At 61.8% G+C, this 19130-nt stretch carries 13 protein-coding genes; 3 read left to right on the forward strand and 10 right to left on the reverse strand.

Going from position 1 to position 19130, the window contains the following annotated elements; translation table 11 throughout:
- From ABSG20_RS10310 to ABSG20_RS10355, 10 genes are all read right to left on the reverse strand, one after another.
- Positions 1 to 1703, reverse strand: a 1703-nt coding sequence (locus ABSG20_RS10310) for a hypothetical protein (protein WP_423864400.1), incomplete at its 3' end; no start/stop codon positions are given.
- A 6-nt stretch (positions 1704 to 1709) separates the two neighbouring features.
- Positions 1710 to 3425, reverse strand: a complete 1716-nt coding sequence (locus ABSG20_RS10315; protein WP_423864401.1) for an alpha-keto acid decarboxylase family protein — start codon at positions 3423 to 3425, stop codon at positions 1710 to 1712.
- A 586-nt stretch (positions 3426 to 4011) separates the two neighbouring features.
- Positions 4012 to 7248, reverse strand: a complete 3237-nt coding sequence (locus tag ABSG20_RS10320; RefSeq protein WP_423864402.1) for an efflux RND transporter permease subunit — start codon at positions 7246 to 7248, stop codon at positions 4012 to 4014.
- 145 nt (positions 7249 to 7393) lie between these two features.
- The gene (locus ABSG20_RS10325) at positions 7394 to 8389 is read right to left on the reverse strand and encodes a 3-hydroxybutyryl-CoA dehydrogenase (protein WP_423864403.1); all 996 of its coding nucleotides are present in this window, start codon (positions 8387 to 8389) and stop codon (positions 7394 to 7396) included.
- A 3-nt stretch (positions 8390 to 8392) separates the two neighbouring features.
- Entirely contained in the window at positions 8393 to 9481 is a 1089-nt protein-coding gene (locus ABSG20_RS10330; protein ID WP_423864404.1) for an NAD/NADP octopine/nopaline dehydrogenase family protein, read from the reverse strand.
- Complete coding sequence (locus ABSG20_RS10335; protein WP_423864405.1) at positions 9478 to 11013, reverse strand: class I adenylate-forming enzyme family protein; 1536 nt, start codon at positions 11011 to 11013, stop codon at positions 9478 to 9480. Before ABSG20_RS10335 ends, ABSG20_RS10330 begins: the two co-directional genes overlap by 4 nt.
- A gap of 12 nt (positions 11014 to 11025) precedes the next feature.
- A complete protein-coding gene (locus ABSG20_RS10340) occupies positions 11026 to 12315 on the reverse strand; it encodes an acyl-CoA dehydrogenase family protein (RefSeq protein WP_423864411.1) in 1290 nt (429 codons plus the stop codon).
- Positions 12315 to 13124, reverse strand: coding sequence for an alpha/beta fold hydrolase (locus ABSG20_RS10345; protein WP_423864412.1), 810 nt, complete (start codon positions 13122 to 13124; stop codon positions 12315 to 12317). Before ABSG20_RS10345 ends, ABSG20_RS10340 begins: the two co-directional genes overlap by 1 nt.
- Positions 13125 to 13299: 175 nt before the next feature.
- Entirely contained in the window at positions 13300 to 14796 is a 1497-nt protein-coding gene (locus ABSG20_RS10350) for a flavin-containing monooxygenase (RefSeq protein WP_423864406.1), read from the reverse strand.
- Between the two features lie 148 nt (positions 14797 to 14944).
- Complete coding sequence (locus ABSG20_RS10355; protein WP_423864407.1) at positions 14945 to 15394, reverse strand: cupin domain-containing protein; 450 nt, start codon at positions 15392 to 15394, stop codon at positions 14945 to 14947.
- A 279-nt stretch (positions 15395 to 15673) separates the two neighbouring features.
- On the opposite strand from ABSG20_RS10355, the gene ABSG20_RS10360 reads away from it, so the two are divergent.
- From ABSG20_RS10360 to ABSG20_RS10370, 3 genes are all read left to right on the forward strand, one after another.
- A complete protein-coding gene (locus ABSG20_RS10360; RefSeq protein ID WP_423864408.1) occupies positions 15674 to 16435 on the forward strand; it encodes an SDR family NAD(P)-dependent oxidoreductase in 762 nt (253 codons plus the stop codon).
- A gap of 106 nt (positions 16436 to 16541) precedes the next feature.
- Entirely contained in the window at positions 16542 to 17378 is an 837-nt protein-coding gene (locus ABSG20_RS10365) for an enoyl-CoA hydratase family protein (RefSeq protein ID WP_423864409.1), read from the forward strand.
- Between the two features lie 265 nt (positions 17379 to 17643).
- A partial coding sequence (locus ABSG20_RS10370; protein WP_423864410.1) for an oxidoreductase occupies positions 17644 to 19130 on the forward strand: 1487 nt, incomplete at its 3' end.

Genomic DNA, 19130 nt, shown 5'->3' on the forward strand with positions numbered 1-19130 from the left:
GCGCTGTAGTCCACTTGCGGCCCGAAATGCAGGGCCGCCAGTTGCTGGCGCAGCATCTTTACCATGATGGGAGGGGCCTTGCGCGGGCCCTCCAGCGGCTGGGTATCTTCCGAAATCGGGATCCTTCGCCGGGAGTCCGGGCCGAGCTCCAGATCCTGCCAGAAACCGGTGTACATCTCGTCGTCGTAGCTGGCGAGGATGCCATAGACCGGTTTTGCCTTTTGATCCCTGGCATTGTTGCCGAAATAGACTACCTGGCGGATCGGGGTATCGGTGACGCTGGGCCCGATGGTGTCGCGCTGGGCCACCGCCAGCAGTTGTTCTTCCTGCTTGACCGTCAGCCGCTCCTGAAGGCTGTGCTCGACCGCCCTGAGGAAGCTCGCCGTGGAGGCGTAGGGGGTTTCCATGATGGCGGGGCCCTGCTTCAGCGCCGCGATATAGGCTTGCGGAAAACCTTCTTCAGCCAACTGAACGAGCACGTTCTGCGTGACCTCAAAGCTCAGGATTGGCGCCGGATATTGCAGTGCGGAGTTGGTCGTATCGGTCCACCATGGCTTGTCGAAGAACATGCCGACTTTATAGGAGGGCTGCAGGATCGCCGACTCCAGATAGAGCTGCACCTTCCGGTGATTCAAGACATCCAGGCCGTCATGGTCCTCGTAGCGGGTGGCCTGTGCCACCAGGTCGAGGGCGTAGCGAGGCATCGCCAGCCAGGCGGCGTCGGTGCTCTTCGACGCCGATTTCCTGTTGGGGTTCTTGCGGGTAGCAATGGCGTAGCGGATCTGGTCGGATAGTTTCAGAATCGAGTGCAGCCGGGTGTCCGGATAATAGTCGAATTGTATCCCCTTGGTTTTCGCCAATTTCACGATCGCATCGAACAAGGCATTGAACATGCTGGAATAGCCCGTCGTCAGCGTCTTGTATTCGGTACCCGGCGTAAATTCGTTGTTGGACTGCAGTGCCACGGCGGCATTCCAGTTGATGACGTTGGAGGTGTAGCCGTTGCCGTCGGAGGTGTAGCTGTAGCCTTCTGACCCCAGCTGGTCGAACATCAGGTTCCAGTAGCCGATGTCCTTGAAGAACTGGCCCTTCTGGTAGACCGACGAATCCGGCAGGTCGACGGCGATCCGGCCGTTCTGATAGAATTCGCACCAGGCAGCGCGGGTCTGCGGCAGGCTGCGTTCGGTCCCCGCCAGATTCTCCACCGTGTTGAAACCGGTATCCGGCGAGTCGTCGGCGCCGTAGCGATTGACATGGTAGGGCGCGGGGTTGGCGGAAGTAATGCTGTTCAAATACATGTTCTTGGTGCGCAGGTAGAACAGCGGGTTGGTCGATTCGTTGAAGGGCACCGAATATCGATCGAGACCGAGCTCTTTGATCACGGTGGTGACGACGCGGTGTCCGCCCGCCGTGCCGCTGTTGTCTCCATTCCAGTCCGAATAGCGCATTCCGCCGAGTTCGAGGTAGGATTGGGTCTTGTCGTTCTGGTAGTGCCAGGTGCAGACCCGGGCGCCGGCGGCGCGGCTTCCCGGATTTTCCTTCGAGAAGTCGTATTTGCCCCAATCGTACAATTCCAGCGTATCGCCTGAGGTGAGCTGCTTTGCGTTGCCCTTGTCGCCGACCGTCTTGCCATCCAACAGTCGCCAAGCCGTATAGAGCCCGGCCGCGCCGGCGCCGAAAATCGAATAGGTCTTGTGGGCCATGACGATCTACTCCTCTCCGAGCCGGCGCATCTGTCCAGGCAGGTCCTTTTGCGGGATGACGACTTCGACCAGGCAGGGCTGGTCGGTCGCCGACTTGAGTTCCTGCAAGACCGCCTGCAATTCGCCGACGGTTTCGACGCGATAGCCCTTGGCGCCGAAGGCACGGGCCAGCGCCAGATAATCCCATTTGGGCAGGATATCGAACGCGTCGAATTTGTGCTCGGGACCGGGTTCGAACGAACTGAGATCGACATAGACCTGCTCGATGGCGTAGACGCCGTTGCTCATCACAAAGATGACAGCGTTCAGTTTGTTGCGCGCCAGCGTCGAGAGCGACTGGCAGACCATCATGAAGCCGCCGTCGCCGGCAACCGTCCATGCCCGCTTTCCGCTGCCGAGCTGGGCGCCGGAAGCCGCTCCGGTTTCAAAGCCGATGCACTGCCAGGCTGCCGAACCGATGAAGCTGTTCCGTGCCAGACCGTAGGCGTTGGTCGCCACATACAGCGACGAACTGACGCCATAGGTCATGACGATCTTGTCGAGCAGGTCGTTGTCCCCCAGGAACTTCATCGTGTGCTGGAAGAAGCGGTTGTAGGTGATGGTTTCCGGCCGGTCGTTCCAATGCGGGTCGGAATTGGAAGCCCATGGCTCCGGATAGGGCGGCTGGGGCGGGGCGAGCGTTGCCAGCGGAAAGCCTTTTGCCTTTCTGAAGCGTTGCAGCAGGGCATCCATGAAATCCTTCAGCGTCACGCCCTGATAGATGAAATAGCCCACCCGGATCTGTTCGGTGGTGGCCAGCACCATCTGGGCATATTTGTTTTCGATGAACCAGAGGTAGTCGTCGGTAATGACCGTCCCCAGTGTCAGGAAGCAATCGGCCTTGGTGACCAGTTCGCGCACGCTCGCGATCGAAGCGGCGTCGGAATAGGTCCCGATGAACTTGTCGCCTTGTTCGTCGAGCACGCTCTTGCCGAGCGTGGTGGTGGTATAAAGGAACCCGCTGGCATCGATCAGTTGCTGCAGCAGATCCGACAACCCGTGACGAACGAGTTCGATGCCCGCCAGGATCATCGGGTTCTTTGCTGCTGTTATCTGCGCCCAGGCCTGGGCGACGGCGTTTTCAAGCGCCAGCGGCTCGCTTTTGAACAACCGCGGCTGCAAGGCGGCACTGGGCGGTTGCGGGCAGGGTTCGCCCCACACTTCCTTGTAGCAGGCTATGTAGACCGGTCGTTTATAGGTGATGGCCGCGATCAGCAGATTGTCGATTTTCTCAGGCGCCCCCACCGACGTAGAGAGCGTTTCTGCCGCCACGGTGACGCGCTGATAGACTTCCTGGTCGGCGTTGAGGTTGCCGGTGGAGTGGTGGTAGAGCACATCGTACATCTTGGTGATCTGCCGGGCGTCGGCGCCGGGCGTGGCGCTGATCACCACCACCGGGCTGAATTCGACATAGGCACCGGCGATCGCATTGAGCGCGCTGAAGGTGCTGACGCCATATTGCAGCGACACCGCGCCGAGCCCTCGGGTACGCCCATAGGCGTCGGCGGCATAGGCCGCATCCAGTTCGTTGATGGCGCCGACGGCTTTGACGCCCTCGAAATATTCCAGCGCCTGGGTGAAATGCTTGACGTAATCCCCCGGGATCTGAAAGACGTCGGTAACGTTGAGCTGTTTCAGCCGGGTGAGAAGGTAGTCTGCAACCGTAAATGGCTGTTTTGTCATTTTCGCTCTCCGCGCCGCGGTGATCGGAGCCGTATAAGAAATTACTTCAAAGGACATTCTTCAGAGAGCAGTGTTCAGAGAACGGTGCCTTCAAAGAAGAGCGCTATCCCGCGCCGGCGTTCAGCAGAACCACCTCGGCGAAAAGCAGCGATTTGGTATAACCTTGGCCTTCCGATTTTTAAAATTGCGTCTTGTAAAAAATCCTACTGGGCTAATTATGTTGGGCGCCGCCGATCGGCCGGACGCGCATGACCCTTTCTGGGTCATGGCGACATTACAAGCTAAAATTGTTGCAACCGCAAGGGAGCTGATCTGCTTTTTGTCAATTTTAGTTGAGCGGGAGGCGGGCTCGGCCAAACAGCAGCGTGCGTCTCCACTAGACGACGGCTTCCTTGAAAGTTGTCATATGGCGCAGACCTCAGCCTTTCTCCACGAGCGGCCATCGGTTCCCCACATCTCCTCCGCCGTCATTCCGGGGCGTGCTCTTGCGCGAGCCCGGAATGACGCCAGGATGTAGGCAAATCTCTCGACCCCAATATGATTCAAATTTCGAAATCGCAGGACTATGGATAGCTTCAGCCAACGACTACGTCTGTTCAGTTTCTCCTTGGGGTCGCGGCGGTTCTGGGGCAATCGCTCGTCCGAGGAAGTAGCTCTGCAGAGCCGGCACGATCACGAGCAACATGACCGGTCCGATCAGCATACCGCCGACGATCACCGTCGCGAGCGGCCGCTGCACCTGGCTACCGATCCCAGTAGAAAGCGCGGCAGGGAGAAGGCCGATGCAGGCTGACAAAGTCATCATCAGGATCGGCCGCATCTGCTGGTCGACGGCGTGGAACATGGCGTCGACCGGGGTCATACCACGACCGGCGACTCGATAATAGCCGTGGATAATGAGGATGCCGCTCATCACCGACACGCCGAACAACGAGATGAATCCGATCGCGGCCGAGATGCTGAAATTCAATCGGAAAGCATATAGTCCTATAATGCCGCCACTGATCGCGAATGGAAGTCCGAGCAGCGCTAAAAGGCAGTCGCGGAACGAGTTGAACAGCCCGTAGAGCAGCACCATGATGAAGATGAGTGTAATCGGGAGAATGATGGCAAGCCGCTTCTTGGCTTGTTGGAGCCATTCGAACTCTCCGGCCCAATCGATGCGATAGCCGGTCGGCAGCTTTACATTACGGCTGATACGCTCCTGAGCTTCCTCCACCGCGCCTGAGAGATCGCGGCCGCGGACGCTGAACTTGATCGGCACAAAACGCTGGTTGCGTTCGCGAAAAATGTAAGAGGCGCCGGTATCAAGCGTGATGGTGGCGAAGTCGCTCAAAGGAATATATGCGTTGCCTGCGGAGGTCTGAACTCCAACCTTGATATTGCGCACATTGTTGATGTCGACGCGATATTGGGGTGCCAGCCGCACCACTACGCCGAATTGGCGGTCCAGCTCCAACAGCGTGGTCGCCACGGTTCCGCCCAAAGCGGCTTGAACGACGGCATTCGAGTCGCCGACGTTCAAGCCGTAACGCGCGGCCTTTTCGCGATCGGCCTTGATGTTCAGATTGGGCTGGCCGAGCACCCAGAAGACGCCAAGATCAACAATTCCCGGCACCTTGGCCATTTCGGCCATGGCAGCTTTGGCAATCCGCTCCAGAGTCGCCAGATCGGGACCCACAATCTTGATGGAGTTGGCGCCTTTGACGCCCGACAGTCCTTCCTCAACGTTGTCCTGGATGTATTGAGAGAAATTGAAGTTTATGCCGACGAATTCATCGGAAAATTCGGCCTGCAGTTCCTCGACGAGCTTCTCCTTGGTAAATCCTGCCGGCCATTCGTCGAATGGTTTCAGCGGCACGAAGAACTCCGCATTGAAGAACCCCGCTGCATCGCTGCCGTTATCTGGACGGCCATGTTGCGAGACCACAGTAATGACTTCAGGATGGCGCAGCAGAATTCCCCTGATCTGGTTCACGATCGGCATGCCCGCTTCGAGCGATAGGGTCGGCGGCATCGACGCGCGAATCCACAAATTGCCTTCCTCGAGCGTCGGCAAGAACTCGCTGCCGAGCCGCGAGCCGAGGAAGCCGCTGATGCCGAGGAAGACCAATCCGATCGCAATCGTGACTGGCCTGTTGTTCAGCGACCAGCGCAGCACAGGCGTGTAAACCCGGCGCAAACTGCGCACGACGATCGTCTCGACTTCGCTGACATGCTGCGGGAGCAGCAGTGAGGTGAGACAAGGCGTCACCGTAAATGTCGCCAGCAGCGCTCCCACCAGCGCGTAGGCATAAGTTCGCGCCATTGGACCAAAGATTTGACCCTCAACCCCCTGCATGGTGAACAGCGGGATGAAGGCCGCGATGATGATCGCGGTGGAGAACAACACTGCCCGGTCGACTTGCAAACCGCTGATCAGGATGAGTCGCAGCCGATCGGTCCATCTCGGGCTGCTCGACGGAAGTCCGGCGCCTGTCGGATCGTCGCCCCACCGCTTTTCGGCAAGATCCTGCATTAGTCGCTGTTTTTGTTCGGGTCCTGCTTGAAAGTTGCGATAGACGTTCTCGACCAGGATAACAGCGGCATCGACGATGATGCCGAAATCGACGGCGCCGACAGACAGCAGGTTTGCATCTTCGCCGCGCAGGACAAGAATGATGATGCTGAAGAACAGTGCGAACGGTACATTGGCGCCCACGATGATGGCGCTGCGGAGGTCACCGAGGAAGAGCCATTGAACAAAGAAAATCAGCAAACAGCCAAACAAGAGGTTGTGCATGACCGTGCTGGTGGTGACGGCGACGAGCGTGCTGCGGTCATAGAACGGGACCAATTTCAGGCCGGGGGGAAGACTGCCGTCAGTGTTGATCTTCTCGATCTCCGAGCGGACGCGGGTGATGACGTCATTCGTGTGCAATGTCCGATTCATGATGACGATCGCTGCAACCACGTCATCCGAACGGTCGCGACCGGCCTTTCCAAGCCGCGGCACATAGCCCACCGAAACCTTTGCAATATCCTTCACAAATATCGGCAGGCCGTTTGGCGCCGCGAGCATTACGTTCTCGATGTCCTGGACCTTATAACCCAGGGTCAAATCCGTTTCGCCGCCGCTGTCCATGAGTCCAACGCCGCGCACGTTCACGGACTGCTGCCCCACGTTGATGGTGCGGCCGCCCACGTTGATGTTGGCGTTGCCGAGTGCGCTGATCACCTGCGGCAGCGTCACGCCGAAGGCTTCAAGCTTCTGCAGATCGACGTCCACGTCGTATTCCTTGATCGTGCCGCCCCAGGTGTTGACTTGCACGACGCCAGGAACGGAAAGCAGCCGCCGCTGCAATATCCAGTCCTGGACCGTGCGCAGATTGCTCCGCCCGAAATGCGGCGGTCCGACCAGCTCATAGCGGTAGATTTCGCCGACGAGACTGGTCGCCTGGATTTGCGCCGTGACTCCACCGGGGAGACTGACATTCTGCTGCAGGTTGATGGCTGTCTGCGTGAGCGCAAAATAGTAGTCGACACCGTATTGGAACACGACGCGGACGAAGGATAAGCCATAGAATGACGTCGAGCGAATGACATCGACGCCCGGCGTCGCGGCAAGGCCGACCTCGATCGGGATCGTGTAGTAGCGCTCCATCTCCTCCGCGGACAGGCCCGCAGATTGCGCCGTGATTTCCAGAATCACTGGTGCCGGGTTGGGATAGGCCTCGATGTTGAGCCTGAAAAACGCGAACGTGCCCGCGCCAATAAATGCGAACAAGCCCAACAGGACCAGCGGCCGTCGGGTCAAACTAAATGTAAGAAGCCCCTTGAACACAGATTGCCTCGGAATCCGAGCCTAGCGCCGCCGACCAGCGAACAACAGTTTAGACCGGATTCCCCGGACGCCTCCCAAATTAGCATCAATGGTAGACAGTTTCCGAGCTGCCCGGAAGTGCAAACTTTAGTCGGAAGTGTCCGCACTATTCCCGATCCAGCACCGGTTGCCGTGCCAGCCCGAAATGCCGCAGCAGGTCGACCAGCGCCGCAAGGCGCTGCTCGCGGTAGGCCTCGATGTCGAGGCCGGTGTAATCGAGGAAGCCCGACCCGGTGCGCAGGCCGATGCGGCCGTCGTTCATGTTGCGGGCGATCACGTCGGGGGCGCGGTAGCGGTCGCTGCCCAGCGCGCCCTCCAGATAGCGGCTGGCGTAATACAGAATGTCGCCGCCGCCCCAATCGATGAATTCCAGAAGACCCAGCACCGCGAAGCGGAAGCCGAAGCCGTAGCGGACGGCCTTGTCGATATCCTCGGCGCTGGCTGTGCCTTCTTCCACCATCCGCGCCGCCTCGTTCATGGCGAGCGCCTGGATCCGCGGCACGATGAAGCCAGGCGTGGCCGCGCATACCACCGGCACCTTGCCGATGCCTTCCAGCAAGGCCTTGACCCGCTGCGTAACGGCCGGATCGGTCCCAGCCCCCGGCGACATCTCGACCAGCGGAATCAGATAGGCCGGGTTCAGCCAATGCACGTTGAGAAAGCGAGCGGGATTTTCCACCGAGCCCGAGATGTCGTCCACCAGGATGGTTGACGTGGTCGAGGCGATGATGACGTCGGAGCCGACGCATTTCGAGGCCCTGGCTAAAACCTCGCGCTTGAGGTCGACCACTTCGGGCACGCCCTCGAACACGATGCCGGCGCCTGCCAGCGCGACGGCCATGTTCGGCGCAGGCGCCACGGCGATCCGGGCGATAACAGCCTCGGCGTCATTCTTCGTCAGCAATCCGAACCGCGCCAGGCTTGCCAATGTCTTTCTGACTTCGCCCAGCGCGTCGGTTTGAAGCGTCGCGAACTGCTCGGCGGAGCGCGCCTTGACATCGATCAGGGTGACGTCATGGCCAGCATAGGCGAAGGCCACCGCAATGCCACGGCCCATGCGGCCGGCGCCGAGACAGCCGATGGGCAAGCGAGCGGCAGTCATCCGTCAAAAGCCTTCGCGCAGCAGCATCTGCAATTCCCTGGAATCCAGATGATCGAGGCCTAGACTGGCAAGTGTGCGTCCGCCCTCCGCAAAATCCTGGCCACAGATGGCGCCGCCGATCGTTAGAAATGAAAACACCAGCGGCGTTGCGACGCCTGCCAGTTCACCCACCGAAGCCAGAAACGACAGGCCGAGGCGCAGGTCTTCCCGCATGTAGCGATGCTCCGTCAGCACGATCGGCTCGCGCCAGTCGCCGGAGTCGGTCAGGCGGTCGTGGGAGCCGCGGCCATACATCCATGGCTCGCCGTCATCAGCATAATGGTGGGCCAATGGAAAATGCGGGTCGCCATAGCCGAGCGCCTTGCGGATGGCGATGCGCTCGGCATCGAGCGCGTCGGTGACCCGACGGATCGAGCCTTGGGTGCCCTCCTTGTGAATGTCCCAGCGCTCGAAATGCTCGATCGGGCCGGCATTCATCACGATCAGCGGCGGGTGGATGATCGGGCCGGCATTCATCAGCGCCGCCGACAGCACGTCGCCGCAGGGCTCGATGACGCCGGGAAAGGCGCGGCCGATAACGTCGAGCGCATGATCGGAGGCGGCCAACGGAAACACGCCGACCGGCAGCCGTTTGGCGCGGATGGTGACGGCCACTTCGAACGGTCCGTGCTTGCGCGCCAGCCACGGCAGCGTGCCGGTTTCGGCAAAGCGTGCCGCTTCATGGTTGCCGGCGTTGTGCGCCGCCTCGGCGAAGATCACGGTGCCGAAGGTGCCAGGCGGCAGGAACACCACCTGGCCCGCTTTAAGATGCGGCGCGAGCCGGTTGGCGATGTCGTGCTGCGCGAAAGCCGGCGCCGGGCACAGGATCAATTCCGCATCGCTGACGGCTTCGGCGATATCCGTCGTCACCAGCGCCAGTGGCACGTCGTGCCGGCCACAGGAATCCCTGAGGACGATACGGGAGCCTGCGTCGCGATGTTGCGCGACCAACTGCGGGTCGCGCCGCCACAACCGCACGTCATGGCCCTGCAGCGCAAAATCGGCTGCGGCCGCGAACGAGCCGTTGCCGCCGCCCAATACTGCGATCTTCAAACTGAATCTCCTTGCGAAAACTCCGGCGCGTCGAACCGTCTCAGCATGAAATGCTGGACCTTGCCAAGGGCGGTGCGCGGCAGGTCATCGACGAAAACGATATCGCGCGGCACCTTGAAGCGGGCGAGCTGCGTCAGCACATGGGCTTTCAGATCCTCCGCCGCGACCAGACTGCCGGCATGCCTGATCACATAGGCAACCGGCACCTCGTCCCAGCGCGGATCGGGCCGGCCGATGACGCCGCATTCGCTGACGGCGGGATGCTCCAGCAGCACGCGTTCGACTTCCGCCGGATAGATGTTTTCGCCGCCGGAAATGATCAGGTTCTTCTTGCGGTCATGGACCCAGAAATAGCCATCGGCGTCGCGCCGGCCGATGTCGCCGGTGCGATACCAGCCGTCATGCAGCGCCTCGCGCGTGGCTTCTTGGTTGCCCCAATATTCGTAGAACACGTTGGGGCCGCGTACCGCGATTTCCCCGGGCGTGTCAGGCGGCAGCTCATGGCCGGCAGCATCGATCACGATCGCCTCGCAGCACAGGCCGGGAAGGCCGGTCGAACCGATGCGGGAGAGATCGCCACTGATGCGGGTGTAGACCGCGATCGGGCAGGTTTCGGTCGAACCATAGACTTGCAGCACCGGCACTCCGCGCGCGACAAAACGCTCGATCAGATGCGGCGGCACGATGGTCGAGCCCGTCGAAATCGCCCGCAGCGAGGACAGATCGGTCTGATCCCACATGGGGTGATCGGTGACGGCCTGAATGATCGCCGGCACCAGCACCGTCAAGGTCGGGCGCGCCTGCGCGATCGCGGCGAGCGTTGCTTCCGGCGTGAAGCGGGCATGGATGGTCACGGTCGCGCCATGGTGCAGCGCCGGCGTGCTCTGGATATTGAGGCCGCCGACATGGAAGAACGGCAGCACGGTCAGCACATGATCGGCGGAGGTGAGGCCATGCATGTGCTGGCTCATCACCCCGTTCCACAATAGTGCTTCCTGCCGCAGCACGGCGCCCTTGGGTCTTCCCGTGGTCCCCGAGGTATAGACGATCAACAGCGGACAGGTGAGGTCCGCATGCGGATTGCGCCCGTCGCCGCGCGCGGACGTCAGCAGTGCCTCGAATGCAATGCCCTGCGGGGGTGCAAAATCCAACCCCACGATGCCGGTATCGGGCAGGTTTTTTTCCAGCGCGGGCAGCACGTCCGCAAAAGCCCGTTCGAGCACCAGCACTTTCGCGGAGGCGTCCGATAGAATGAACAATTGTTCGGCAACGGCCAACCGCCAGTTCAGCGGCACCAGCATGGCGCCGAGCCGGGCGCAGGCATAGAGCAGCACGAGATAGTCGGGCCGGTTCAGGCTGAGGATCGCGACGCGATCGCCACGGCTGACGCCGAATCCGGCCTTCAGCGCGCGCGCGGCCTGTTCGATGCGCTCAGCGAACGCCGCGTAGCTGAGCATTTCGTTCTCGAAAATGGTCGCGGGCTTTTCCGGCGTGAACGCCGCATTCCGCGCGATGAGATCTGAAAGGTCCATGTCGCGCTGGATCTACTCGTCCGTCTCGCCGGTCTCGTACAGCGCCTCGCGGCCGATGCGGTCGAGACAGAGTTCGGCGGTCCAGGGCAGCATCAGCGAGCCGCAGCGGCTGTCTCGATAGATCCGCTCCAGGGCCAGCGATTTCAGCATCGCCTGGCCGCCGCAGGTGCGGATCGCCAGCGTGGCGAGTTCGTTGGCGCCTTCCATCACGGAATATTGCGCGGCGTAAGCCCGCAGCACTTGTTCCTTGCTGGGATTGGCGCGGGCTTCGGTGACGGCCTGGAACCAGATCGCCTTGATCTGTTCGAGCTTGATCTGCATCTGCGCCACCGCGATCTGCTTGGTCGGATACATCCGGCGCCTGACCGGCGGCGTGCCCTTAACTTCGCCGCGCAGATAGCGCACGGTGAAATCATACGACGCCTGCGCCAGGCCCATATAGGTCGGCGACAGCGTCAGGAACATATGGGGCCAGCGCATCGCGGCCTGGAAATAGACCCCGCGCGGCATCAGCGCCGCGTCCTCGGCCACGAAGACGTCCTTGAATAACAGCGTGCGCGAGACCGTGCCGCGCATGCCCAGCGGATCCCAGTCGCCGACCACTGATACGCCGTCGGCGTCGGCCGGCAGCGCCAGATAGAGCGTGTTGCGGCGGGAGGCCTTCTCGCCCTCCGCGACCTCGGTGCACAGAACGCCGTAATAATCGGCGTGGCCCGAGAGTGAAGCAAAGATCTTCTTGCCATTGACGATCCAGCCGCCCGTGACCGGTTTTGCCTCGGTGCCGAACGCCACACCGCCCGCCGCCGCCGCGCCCCCTTCCGAAAACGGCTGCGAATAGACCGCGCCGTCATCGACGATGCGCTTGTAATGGATGGCGCGCCGGCGCTCATGTTCGGCGCGGGTGGCAGAATCCATATCGAGATCGTCGGCCAGCGGCCCCGACCACAGCGTCGAACAGACATGCATGTTCCAGGTCAGCGCGGTCGCGCCGCAATAGCGGCCGATTTCGGCCGCCGCCAACGCGTAGGTCTGGTAATCGGCGCCGAGGCCGCCGTGCTTTTTCGAAATGGCGATGCCGAGCAGCCCGCTGCGATGCAGATCCCGGTAATTCTCGGTGGGGAATTTCGCGTCGCGATCATAGGCTGCGGCGCGGTCTGCGAATACTGTTTGGCCCAGTTCTCTCGCGCGCGCGATGATCCCGGCCTGTTCGTCGCTGAGCCGGAATGCGCTTGCGTCGAAGATCGGCTTGTCCAGATCGATGACGTCGATTGCTGTCACGCTTTTGCTCGCTTGTATTGTCATCATGCCTTAACTTGTGTTGCGGCGACATCGCCGGTCAGGAACTGATCCACCGCCGCATTGAAGGCAACGGGACGCTCCAGATTGGCGAGGTGGCCTGCGCCTTCGAGTTCAACATATCTTGCCTGGGGTATGTAGCTCGCCATCTTCGCCATCATCGGCGCCGGTGCATTATTGTCCTTCGAGCCTGAAAGCACCAGCGTGGGAATGGCGATAGACTTCAGCGCGTGACGCAGATCAAATCCCATCAGCGCCCGCATGGTGGCGCGATAGGTCGCCTCGGGCACCGAAGCCATACAGTCGCGCGCGACCTCCATGCCGCTGACGTCGGGGTCGTCGCCGGCCAATTCCTTCACCAGCGAAGGCGCCAGCGAAAGCAGGGATTCGCCGCGATCGAGCGGACCGAGCCGCGCATCGATAAAGGCTTTCTGCCAATCACCATCGGGTTTGCCGAAGGCGGGGCTGGTCTGGGCGAGCACCACGGCACTGACGATGCCAGATGTTTGCGCCAGCAATTGCTGGACGATCATGCCGCCGATCGAATGTCCTACAATCATCGGCTTGATGGCGCCGACCTGGCGCAGGAAATCCTGCAACGCGTCAGCGAGGGCGCCGATGCTGACGGTCGCAAGTGGTGCCGATCCGCCATAGCCGGGCATGTCCCAGGCCAGGCTGCGAAAGCGGTCGCCGAAGGCATCGAGTTGGCTACGCCACGCCCGCGCCGCGCCGCCGATCCCATGCAGGAAAACCAGCGGCGGGGACTTTGGATCGCCGGCGGCCTCATAGGCGATACGGCCATCGCCGGTTTTCATGGACGCCAGATGTGGCACGCCGGGACCTCCCGTCTTTCGGACGGGGGCGATGCTAGCAGGGCCACCCTTTTTGGAAAGCAGAAATTTTATATTTAAAGGAATTCAGAGCCGGCCGCCGGCCTGGTGTTGCGAGGACCGAGAGCCTGGAAACGATGGGTTTCATGGAATCGATCTACTACGCCGGCTCGACCCTGTAGTCCGGAGCCGAGGCCAGGAAACGGGCATAGGCGTCGGCGTCGGGGGGAGTGAATTTTTCCGCCAGCGCGCCGCGCCGGCGTATTTTCGCGCCGATATCGTCCAGCAACTCGTCAAAATGCTTGAAGTGATACGGCGCAACGCACAGCCCGCCATACACGCCTGCGGCCGGCCGCTCGACGCGCCTGAAATGCAGCATCATGTCCATGTTCTCGTACATTTCCTTGGATGTCGGCTGCTTTGCCAGCTGGCCGTCGCAATAGCGCACCAGCCAGTTGGCGGCCATCTCGGCGCAGAGCACCGTGCAGAAACTGGAATTGAATCCAACAAAGCCCATGTCGGGGAGATCGGGATTGGCGATCAGGCGGAAAAGCCGGTATTGGCCGTCGGGTTGCACCAGTTTATCAAGGTAAGGCTGTGGCAAGAAGGGAACGCCAAGCTTGAAGCCGATCGCGAGAATGGCGATGTCAGCCGGAACCCGTTCGCCGCCGGTCATGACGATGGTCTTGCCGTCATAATGGTCGAAGGTGCCGCGGATGGCCTTGATCCGGCCGTCGGCGACCATCGGAAAGAAATTCGGCGTGGCAATCGGCACCGAGCAGTTGATGCCGTCCTCGATCCGCTGTTTGGGGACCATGTCGCACTTCTTCAACTTCAACTGCAACTTGAGCATGCTTTCCAGCCCGCGCCAGTTGGCCCAGATAAAGGGTTTGGCAATGGCATGGTTGATGCGGGACTTGAGGCTGAGGCCCCAGCCGCGGAACATTTCTTCCTGGGCGCGGATGTAGAGAATCCGCTTGAAGTTGATCAGACCGCCGATGAAGTAGGGAATGCGCCAGACCGGTTCGCGATAGACCAGTGTCACCTCGCTGGCGCCGGCATTGACGGAATGAACCGCGATATCGGTCGCGGATTTCGAGCCGCCGAGCACCACGACCTTCTTGCCTTTGACGGAGGAAGCGTCGGTATGCCCAGCCGAATGCAGGATTTTTCCGCCCGCCGCCTTGAAGGCGTCTTCGCCGGGATGGCTGATGGTCTGGGGTTCGTTGAATTGGCCGGTGCAGACCGCGACGAAGTCGAATTCCTCTGATGTGACGGCGCCATCCGGATTTTTGATTTCCAGCGCCCAGCCCGGCAGGCCCGAACTGCGGCGCGTCATGCCGATCACGGTGGTGTTGAAGCGCATATGAGGCTTCAAGCCGTGCTCGCTGGCATAATCGCGGAGATAAGCGTGCACCTGCGGCCCCCTGGGCCATTCCGGGTAGGAGTCCGGCATCGGCTTGTCGGTGTAGCGATAGAGGTCCTTGGGGCTTTGCGTCTGCACCTCGGGATAGGAGCGTGCCGGTTCCCAGACCCCGCCGAGATCGCCGGAACGTTCGAGGATGGTCACCTTGTGTCCGCGGGCGACAAAAGTCTTGGCCGCGACCAGCCCGGAGACGCCGGCACCGATGACACATACATTTTTCTGCTTGACCATGATGATCCCCCTCGGGTTCGACCGCGGCGCGGAGCCCGCGAGCCGCCGCAGGCAATGAGAGACTCGCGCGCCCGAAATGGTTCGCGGGCGCCGCAGCAGGCTGGCCCTGACCGTCGCTCTTGAAGTTTAACTTAAACCTCAAGCGCGTTCAGGCGTTGGCCTCTTCGGGGAGGAAGTCGACTTCGTGCAGGGCCGACAACCGTACCACTTCGCCCACATCGGTCAGATTGTGCAGCGCCTTGAACAGGTCTTCCAGCTTGCGCGTCGGCGACACCCAGAACAGCGCTTTGACCGCCTTGTCCGACTTGTTGAAATAGCCGTGCGGAATGCCCCTGGGCATCCGCACGAGATCGCCGGGCTTGGCCTGGGTCCAGGCGCCGTCGAGCTTCAGGTCGAGCACGCCTTGCTGGACCAGGATGAACTCGTCCTGGGTCGGATGGACATGGACGGGAACGAACAGCCCCGGCTCGGTATTGGCCTCGAAGGCGAAGGTCGCTTCGCACACGGCCTTGGGAAAATACAATTGACCGAGGATATTCCAGGAGGTGCCGGCGAAACCCTCGCCTGCCCGGGTAATGCCTTTTTCCAATGCGCTCACGGCGGTGATCCCCTGTTGCGGTTACTTGAGACGGGGCGCAGCCTGCTACGTCCCGAAGGCCCCGTCCAGCCGCAGAACGAATCCGACGGTCCCTCTGGCGAAAAAAACAAGCCAAGTGGGCACGTCTGGTTGCGCTGCGAGGCCGCACAGCCAGCCGGCGAAATGCCCATCCTTAGCCATGTAGGGGGAGACCGGGGATCCTGCGTTTCTTGCAAAAGCTTTAAGTCTAAAATATAGGCGAGGGGCTCGGTCGATGCATCCATTCAGGGAGCCTTGCGCATGCCCGGACTGCCGCATTCCTCCCATGCTCTGGTCACCGGGGGCGGCCGCGGCATCGGCCGCGCGATCGCCTCCCAGCTGACGCGGGCCGGAGCGACCGTCACCGTGCTCGGCCGCAACCGCGCGGCGCTGAACGAGGCCATTGCCGCCGGCTGCGCCCATTTCGCAGCGGTGGCCGATGTCGCCGATCAGGCTGCCGTCAGCGCCGCGGTGGCGGAGGCCGCGGCGCGGCAGCCGATCGACATCCTGATTGCGAATGCGGGCGCAGCCGAATCCGCGCCGTTCGGAAAATCAGATGCGGCACTGTTCAGGCGCATGATGGATGTCAACTTCATGGGCGCGGTTCATGTGGTTCAGGCGGTGCTGCCGGGGATGAAGGCACGGCGTTACGGCCGCATTGTCGCGATCGCTTCGACCGCCGGTCTGAAGGGCTATGCCTATGTCAGCGCCTATAGCGCCGCCAAGCATGCGGTGGTCGGGCTGGTGCGCTCGCTGGCGCTGGAACTCGCCAGCACGGGCGTGACCGTCAATGCCGTATGCCCCGGATTTACCGATACCGATCTGGTCGCCGGCAGCATCGAGACCATCATGAAGAAAACCGGCCGCAGCCACGCGCAGGCGGTGGCTGAGCTCGCGGCGCATAATCCGCAAGGTCGCCTCGTGACCCCTGAGGAAGTCGCCGACAGCGTGCTGTGGCTGTGCGGCGAGGGCGCCAGCGCTATCACCGGACAGGCCATCGCGGTCGCCGGCGGAGAGCTGTGAGTCAATCGTGGGCGTAACGGCCGAAACGACAGGTTCAATCTGTCAACCAGTTGCATGATGAGAAGCGCGACGCTGATACCAACAATAATTCCTGAAGGGAGATCCCATGAGCAAGCCAGCCAATCCCGTCACGCTGCCATTGGCAGACTATTCGCCCACGCACTTTCTGCTGGCCGTGGCGGATGGTGTGGCGACGGTGACATTGAACCGGCCGGAGCGAAAGAATCCGCTGACCTTTGAGAGCTACCGCGAGTTGACGGATTTTTTCCGCGCCTGCGCGATGGATGATGAGGTGAAGACCGTGGTGTTATCGGGCGCCGGCGGCAATTTTTCTTCCGGTGGCGACGTGTTCGAGATCATCGGCCCGCTGGTCAAGATGGACACCAAGGGTCTTACCGCCTTCACCCGCATGACCGGCGATCTCGTCAAGGCCATGCGGGCCTGCCCGCAGCCCATCGTCGCTGCGGTCGAGGGCATCTGCGCCGGCGCCGGCGCCATCATCGCGATGGCCTCCGACCTCAGGCTGGCCGCCTCCGGCGCCAAGGTCGCCTTCCTGTTCAACAAGGTCGGCCTGGCCGGCTGCGACATGGGCGCCTGCGCCATCCTGCCGCGCATCATCGGGCAGTCCCGCGCCTCGGAGCTGCTCTATACCGGCCGCTTCATGACCGCGGAGGAGGGCGAACGCTCTGGTTTTTTCAGCCGCATCGTGACGCCGGAACAGGTGCTGGCGCAGGCGCAGCTGCTTGCCAGGCAGATCGCCGAGGGCCCGACCTTCGCCAACACCATGACCAAGCGGATGCTGGCGATGGAATGGGCGATGTCGGTGGAGGAGGCCATCGAGGCAGAAGCGGTGGCGCAGGCGCTGTGCATGACGACGAAGGATTTCGCCCGGGCCTTCGAGGCGTTCGCCAACAAGGTGAAGCCGGCCTTCCAGGGCAATTGAGCGGCGCGGCTTATGGCGGGCGATGCCTCCAGAGTTCGTCATGCCCGGGCCAAGCTCCAGACCGTGGGGTGGGCAAAGCCAACGGGCCGCGCGAACGCGCGTACCCGATGGCGTGCCCACCATCTTCTTACAATTGAAATGGTGGGCACAGCGCAAGGGCGCCTTCGCCCACCCTACGCCCCGCGCACGCGACAAACCCGCTTGCCGCGCAATTGCTTTAGGTTTAAAACAATTCGAGGGATCGATTAAAACGCCGGAGGCTGTCATGAAGATCGCGATCATCGGTGGCGGACCAGCCGGGCTTTATTCCGCGATCCTGCTCAAAAAGCAGCGGCCGGAGGCCGAGATCACGGTCTACGAGCGCAACCGCGCCGATGACACTTTCGGCTTCGGCGTGGTGTTTTCCGATGCCACGCTGGACAATTTCGAGAAATATGATGCCCCGAGCTATCGCCGCATCACGGAGGAGTTCGCCTACTGGGACGACATCGCCGTGCATTTCCGCGGCACCGTGCACCGGGTCGGCGGCAACGGGTTCTGCGGCTGCTCGCGCCGCCAGCTGCTTCTGATCCTGCAGGAGCGCGCGCGCGAACTCGGTGTCGCCCTGCAATTTCAGGCCGACATCGAGGACGAAGCCCGCTTTGCCGATGCCGATCTGGTGGTGCTGGCCGACGGCATCAACAGCCGCTTCCGCGAAAAATACATCGCGCATTTTGAGCCCGAGGTCGACCTGCGCTCCAACCTGTTCGCCTGGATGGGCTCGACCCGGCCGCTCGACGCCTTCACCTTCATTTTCCAGGAAACCGAATGGGGCCCGTTCATCGCGCACGCCTATCAGTACGAGGCCGGACGCTCGACCTGGATCTTCGAGACCGATCCAGCGACCTTCAGGCGCGCCGGGCTTGAGGGCCTGAACGAAAAGCAATCGGCCGAGCGCATGTCCCGGATTTTCGGCTGGTTTCTTGAGGGACATCCGCTCCTCACCAACCGCTCGATGTGGCGCAATTTCCCGATGATCCGCAGCAAGCGCTGGGTCAAGGACAACATGGTGCTGCTGGGCGATGCCAAGGCGACCGCGCATTTCTCGATCGGCTCCGGCACCAAGCTTGCGATGGAAGACGCGATCGCGCTGGCCGAGGCGATGCACGACGCGCCGACGGTTGCCGCCGCGCTGGCGCAATACGAGCAGGGCCGCCGCGAGGAAGTGGAAAAAACCCAGCACGCCGCCGACGTTTCGCTGGTGTGGTTCGAGCATGTCGATCGCTTCTGGGATTTTGACCCCGTACAGTTCGCCTTTGGTGTCATGACCCGTGCCAAGGCCATCACCTACGACAGTCTGAGGCTGCGGGCGCCGGATTTTGTTCATGAGGTCGACAAGGCTTTTGCCAGGCAGGTTCGCGCCAAGGGTTTTGACGTCGATGTGGCAAGACCGGTGGCGCCGATGTTCCAGCCGATGCGGCTGCGAGAGATGACGCTCGCCAATCGCGCGGTGGTATCGCCGATGTGCATGTATTCGGCCCGGGAAGGCGTGCCCGGCGACTTTCACCTGGTGCATTACGGCTCGCGCGCGCTGGGCGGCGCCGGCTTGATGTTTACCGAGATGACCTGTGTCGGCCGTGACGCCCGCATCACGCCGGGCTGCACCGGATTGTGGAACGACGAGCAGGAGGCGGCCTGGCGCCGCATCGTCGATTTCGTGCACGCCAATTCCGCCGCCAAGATCTGTCTTCAGCTCGGTCACGCCGGCCGCAA

The organism is Bradyrhizobium sp. (assembly GCF_049512235.1).
Lineage (GTDB): Bacteria > Pseudomonadota > Alphaproteobacteria > Rhizobiales > Xanthobacteraceae > Bradyrhizobium.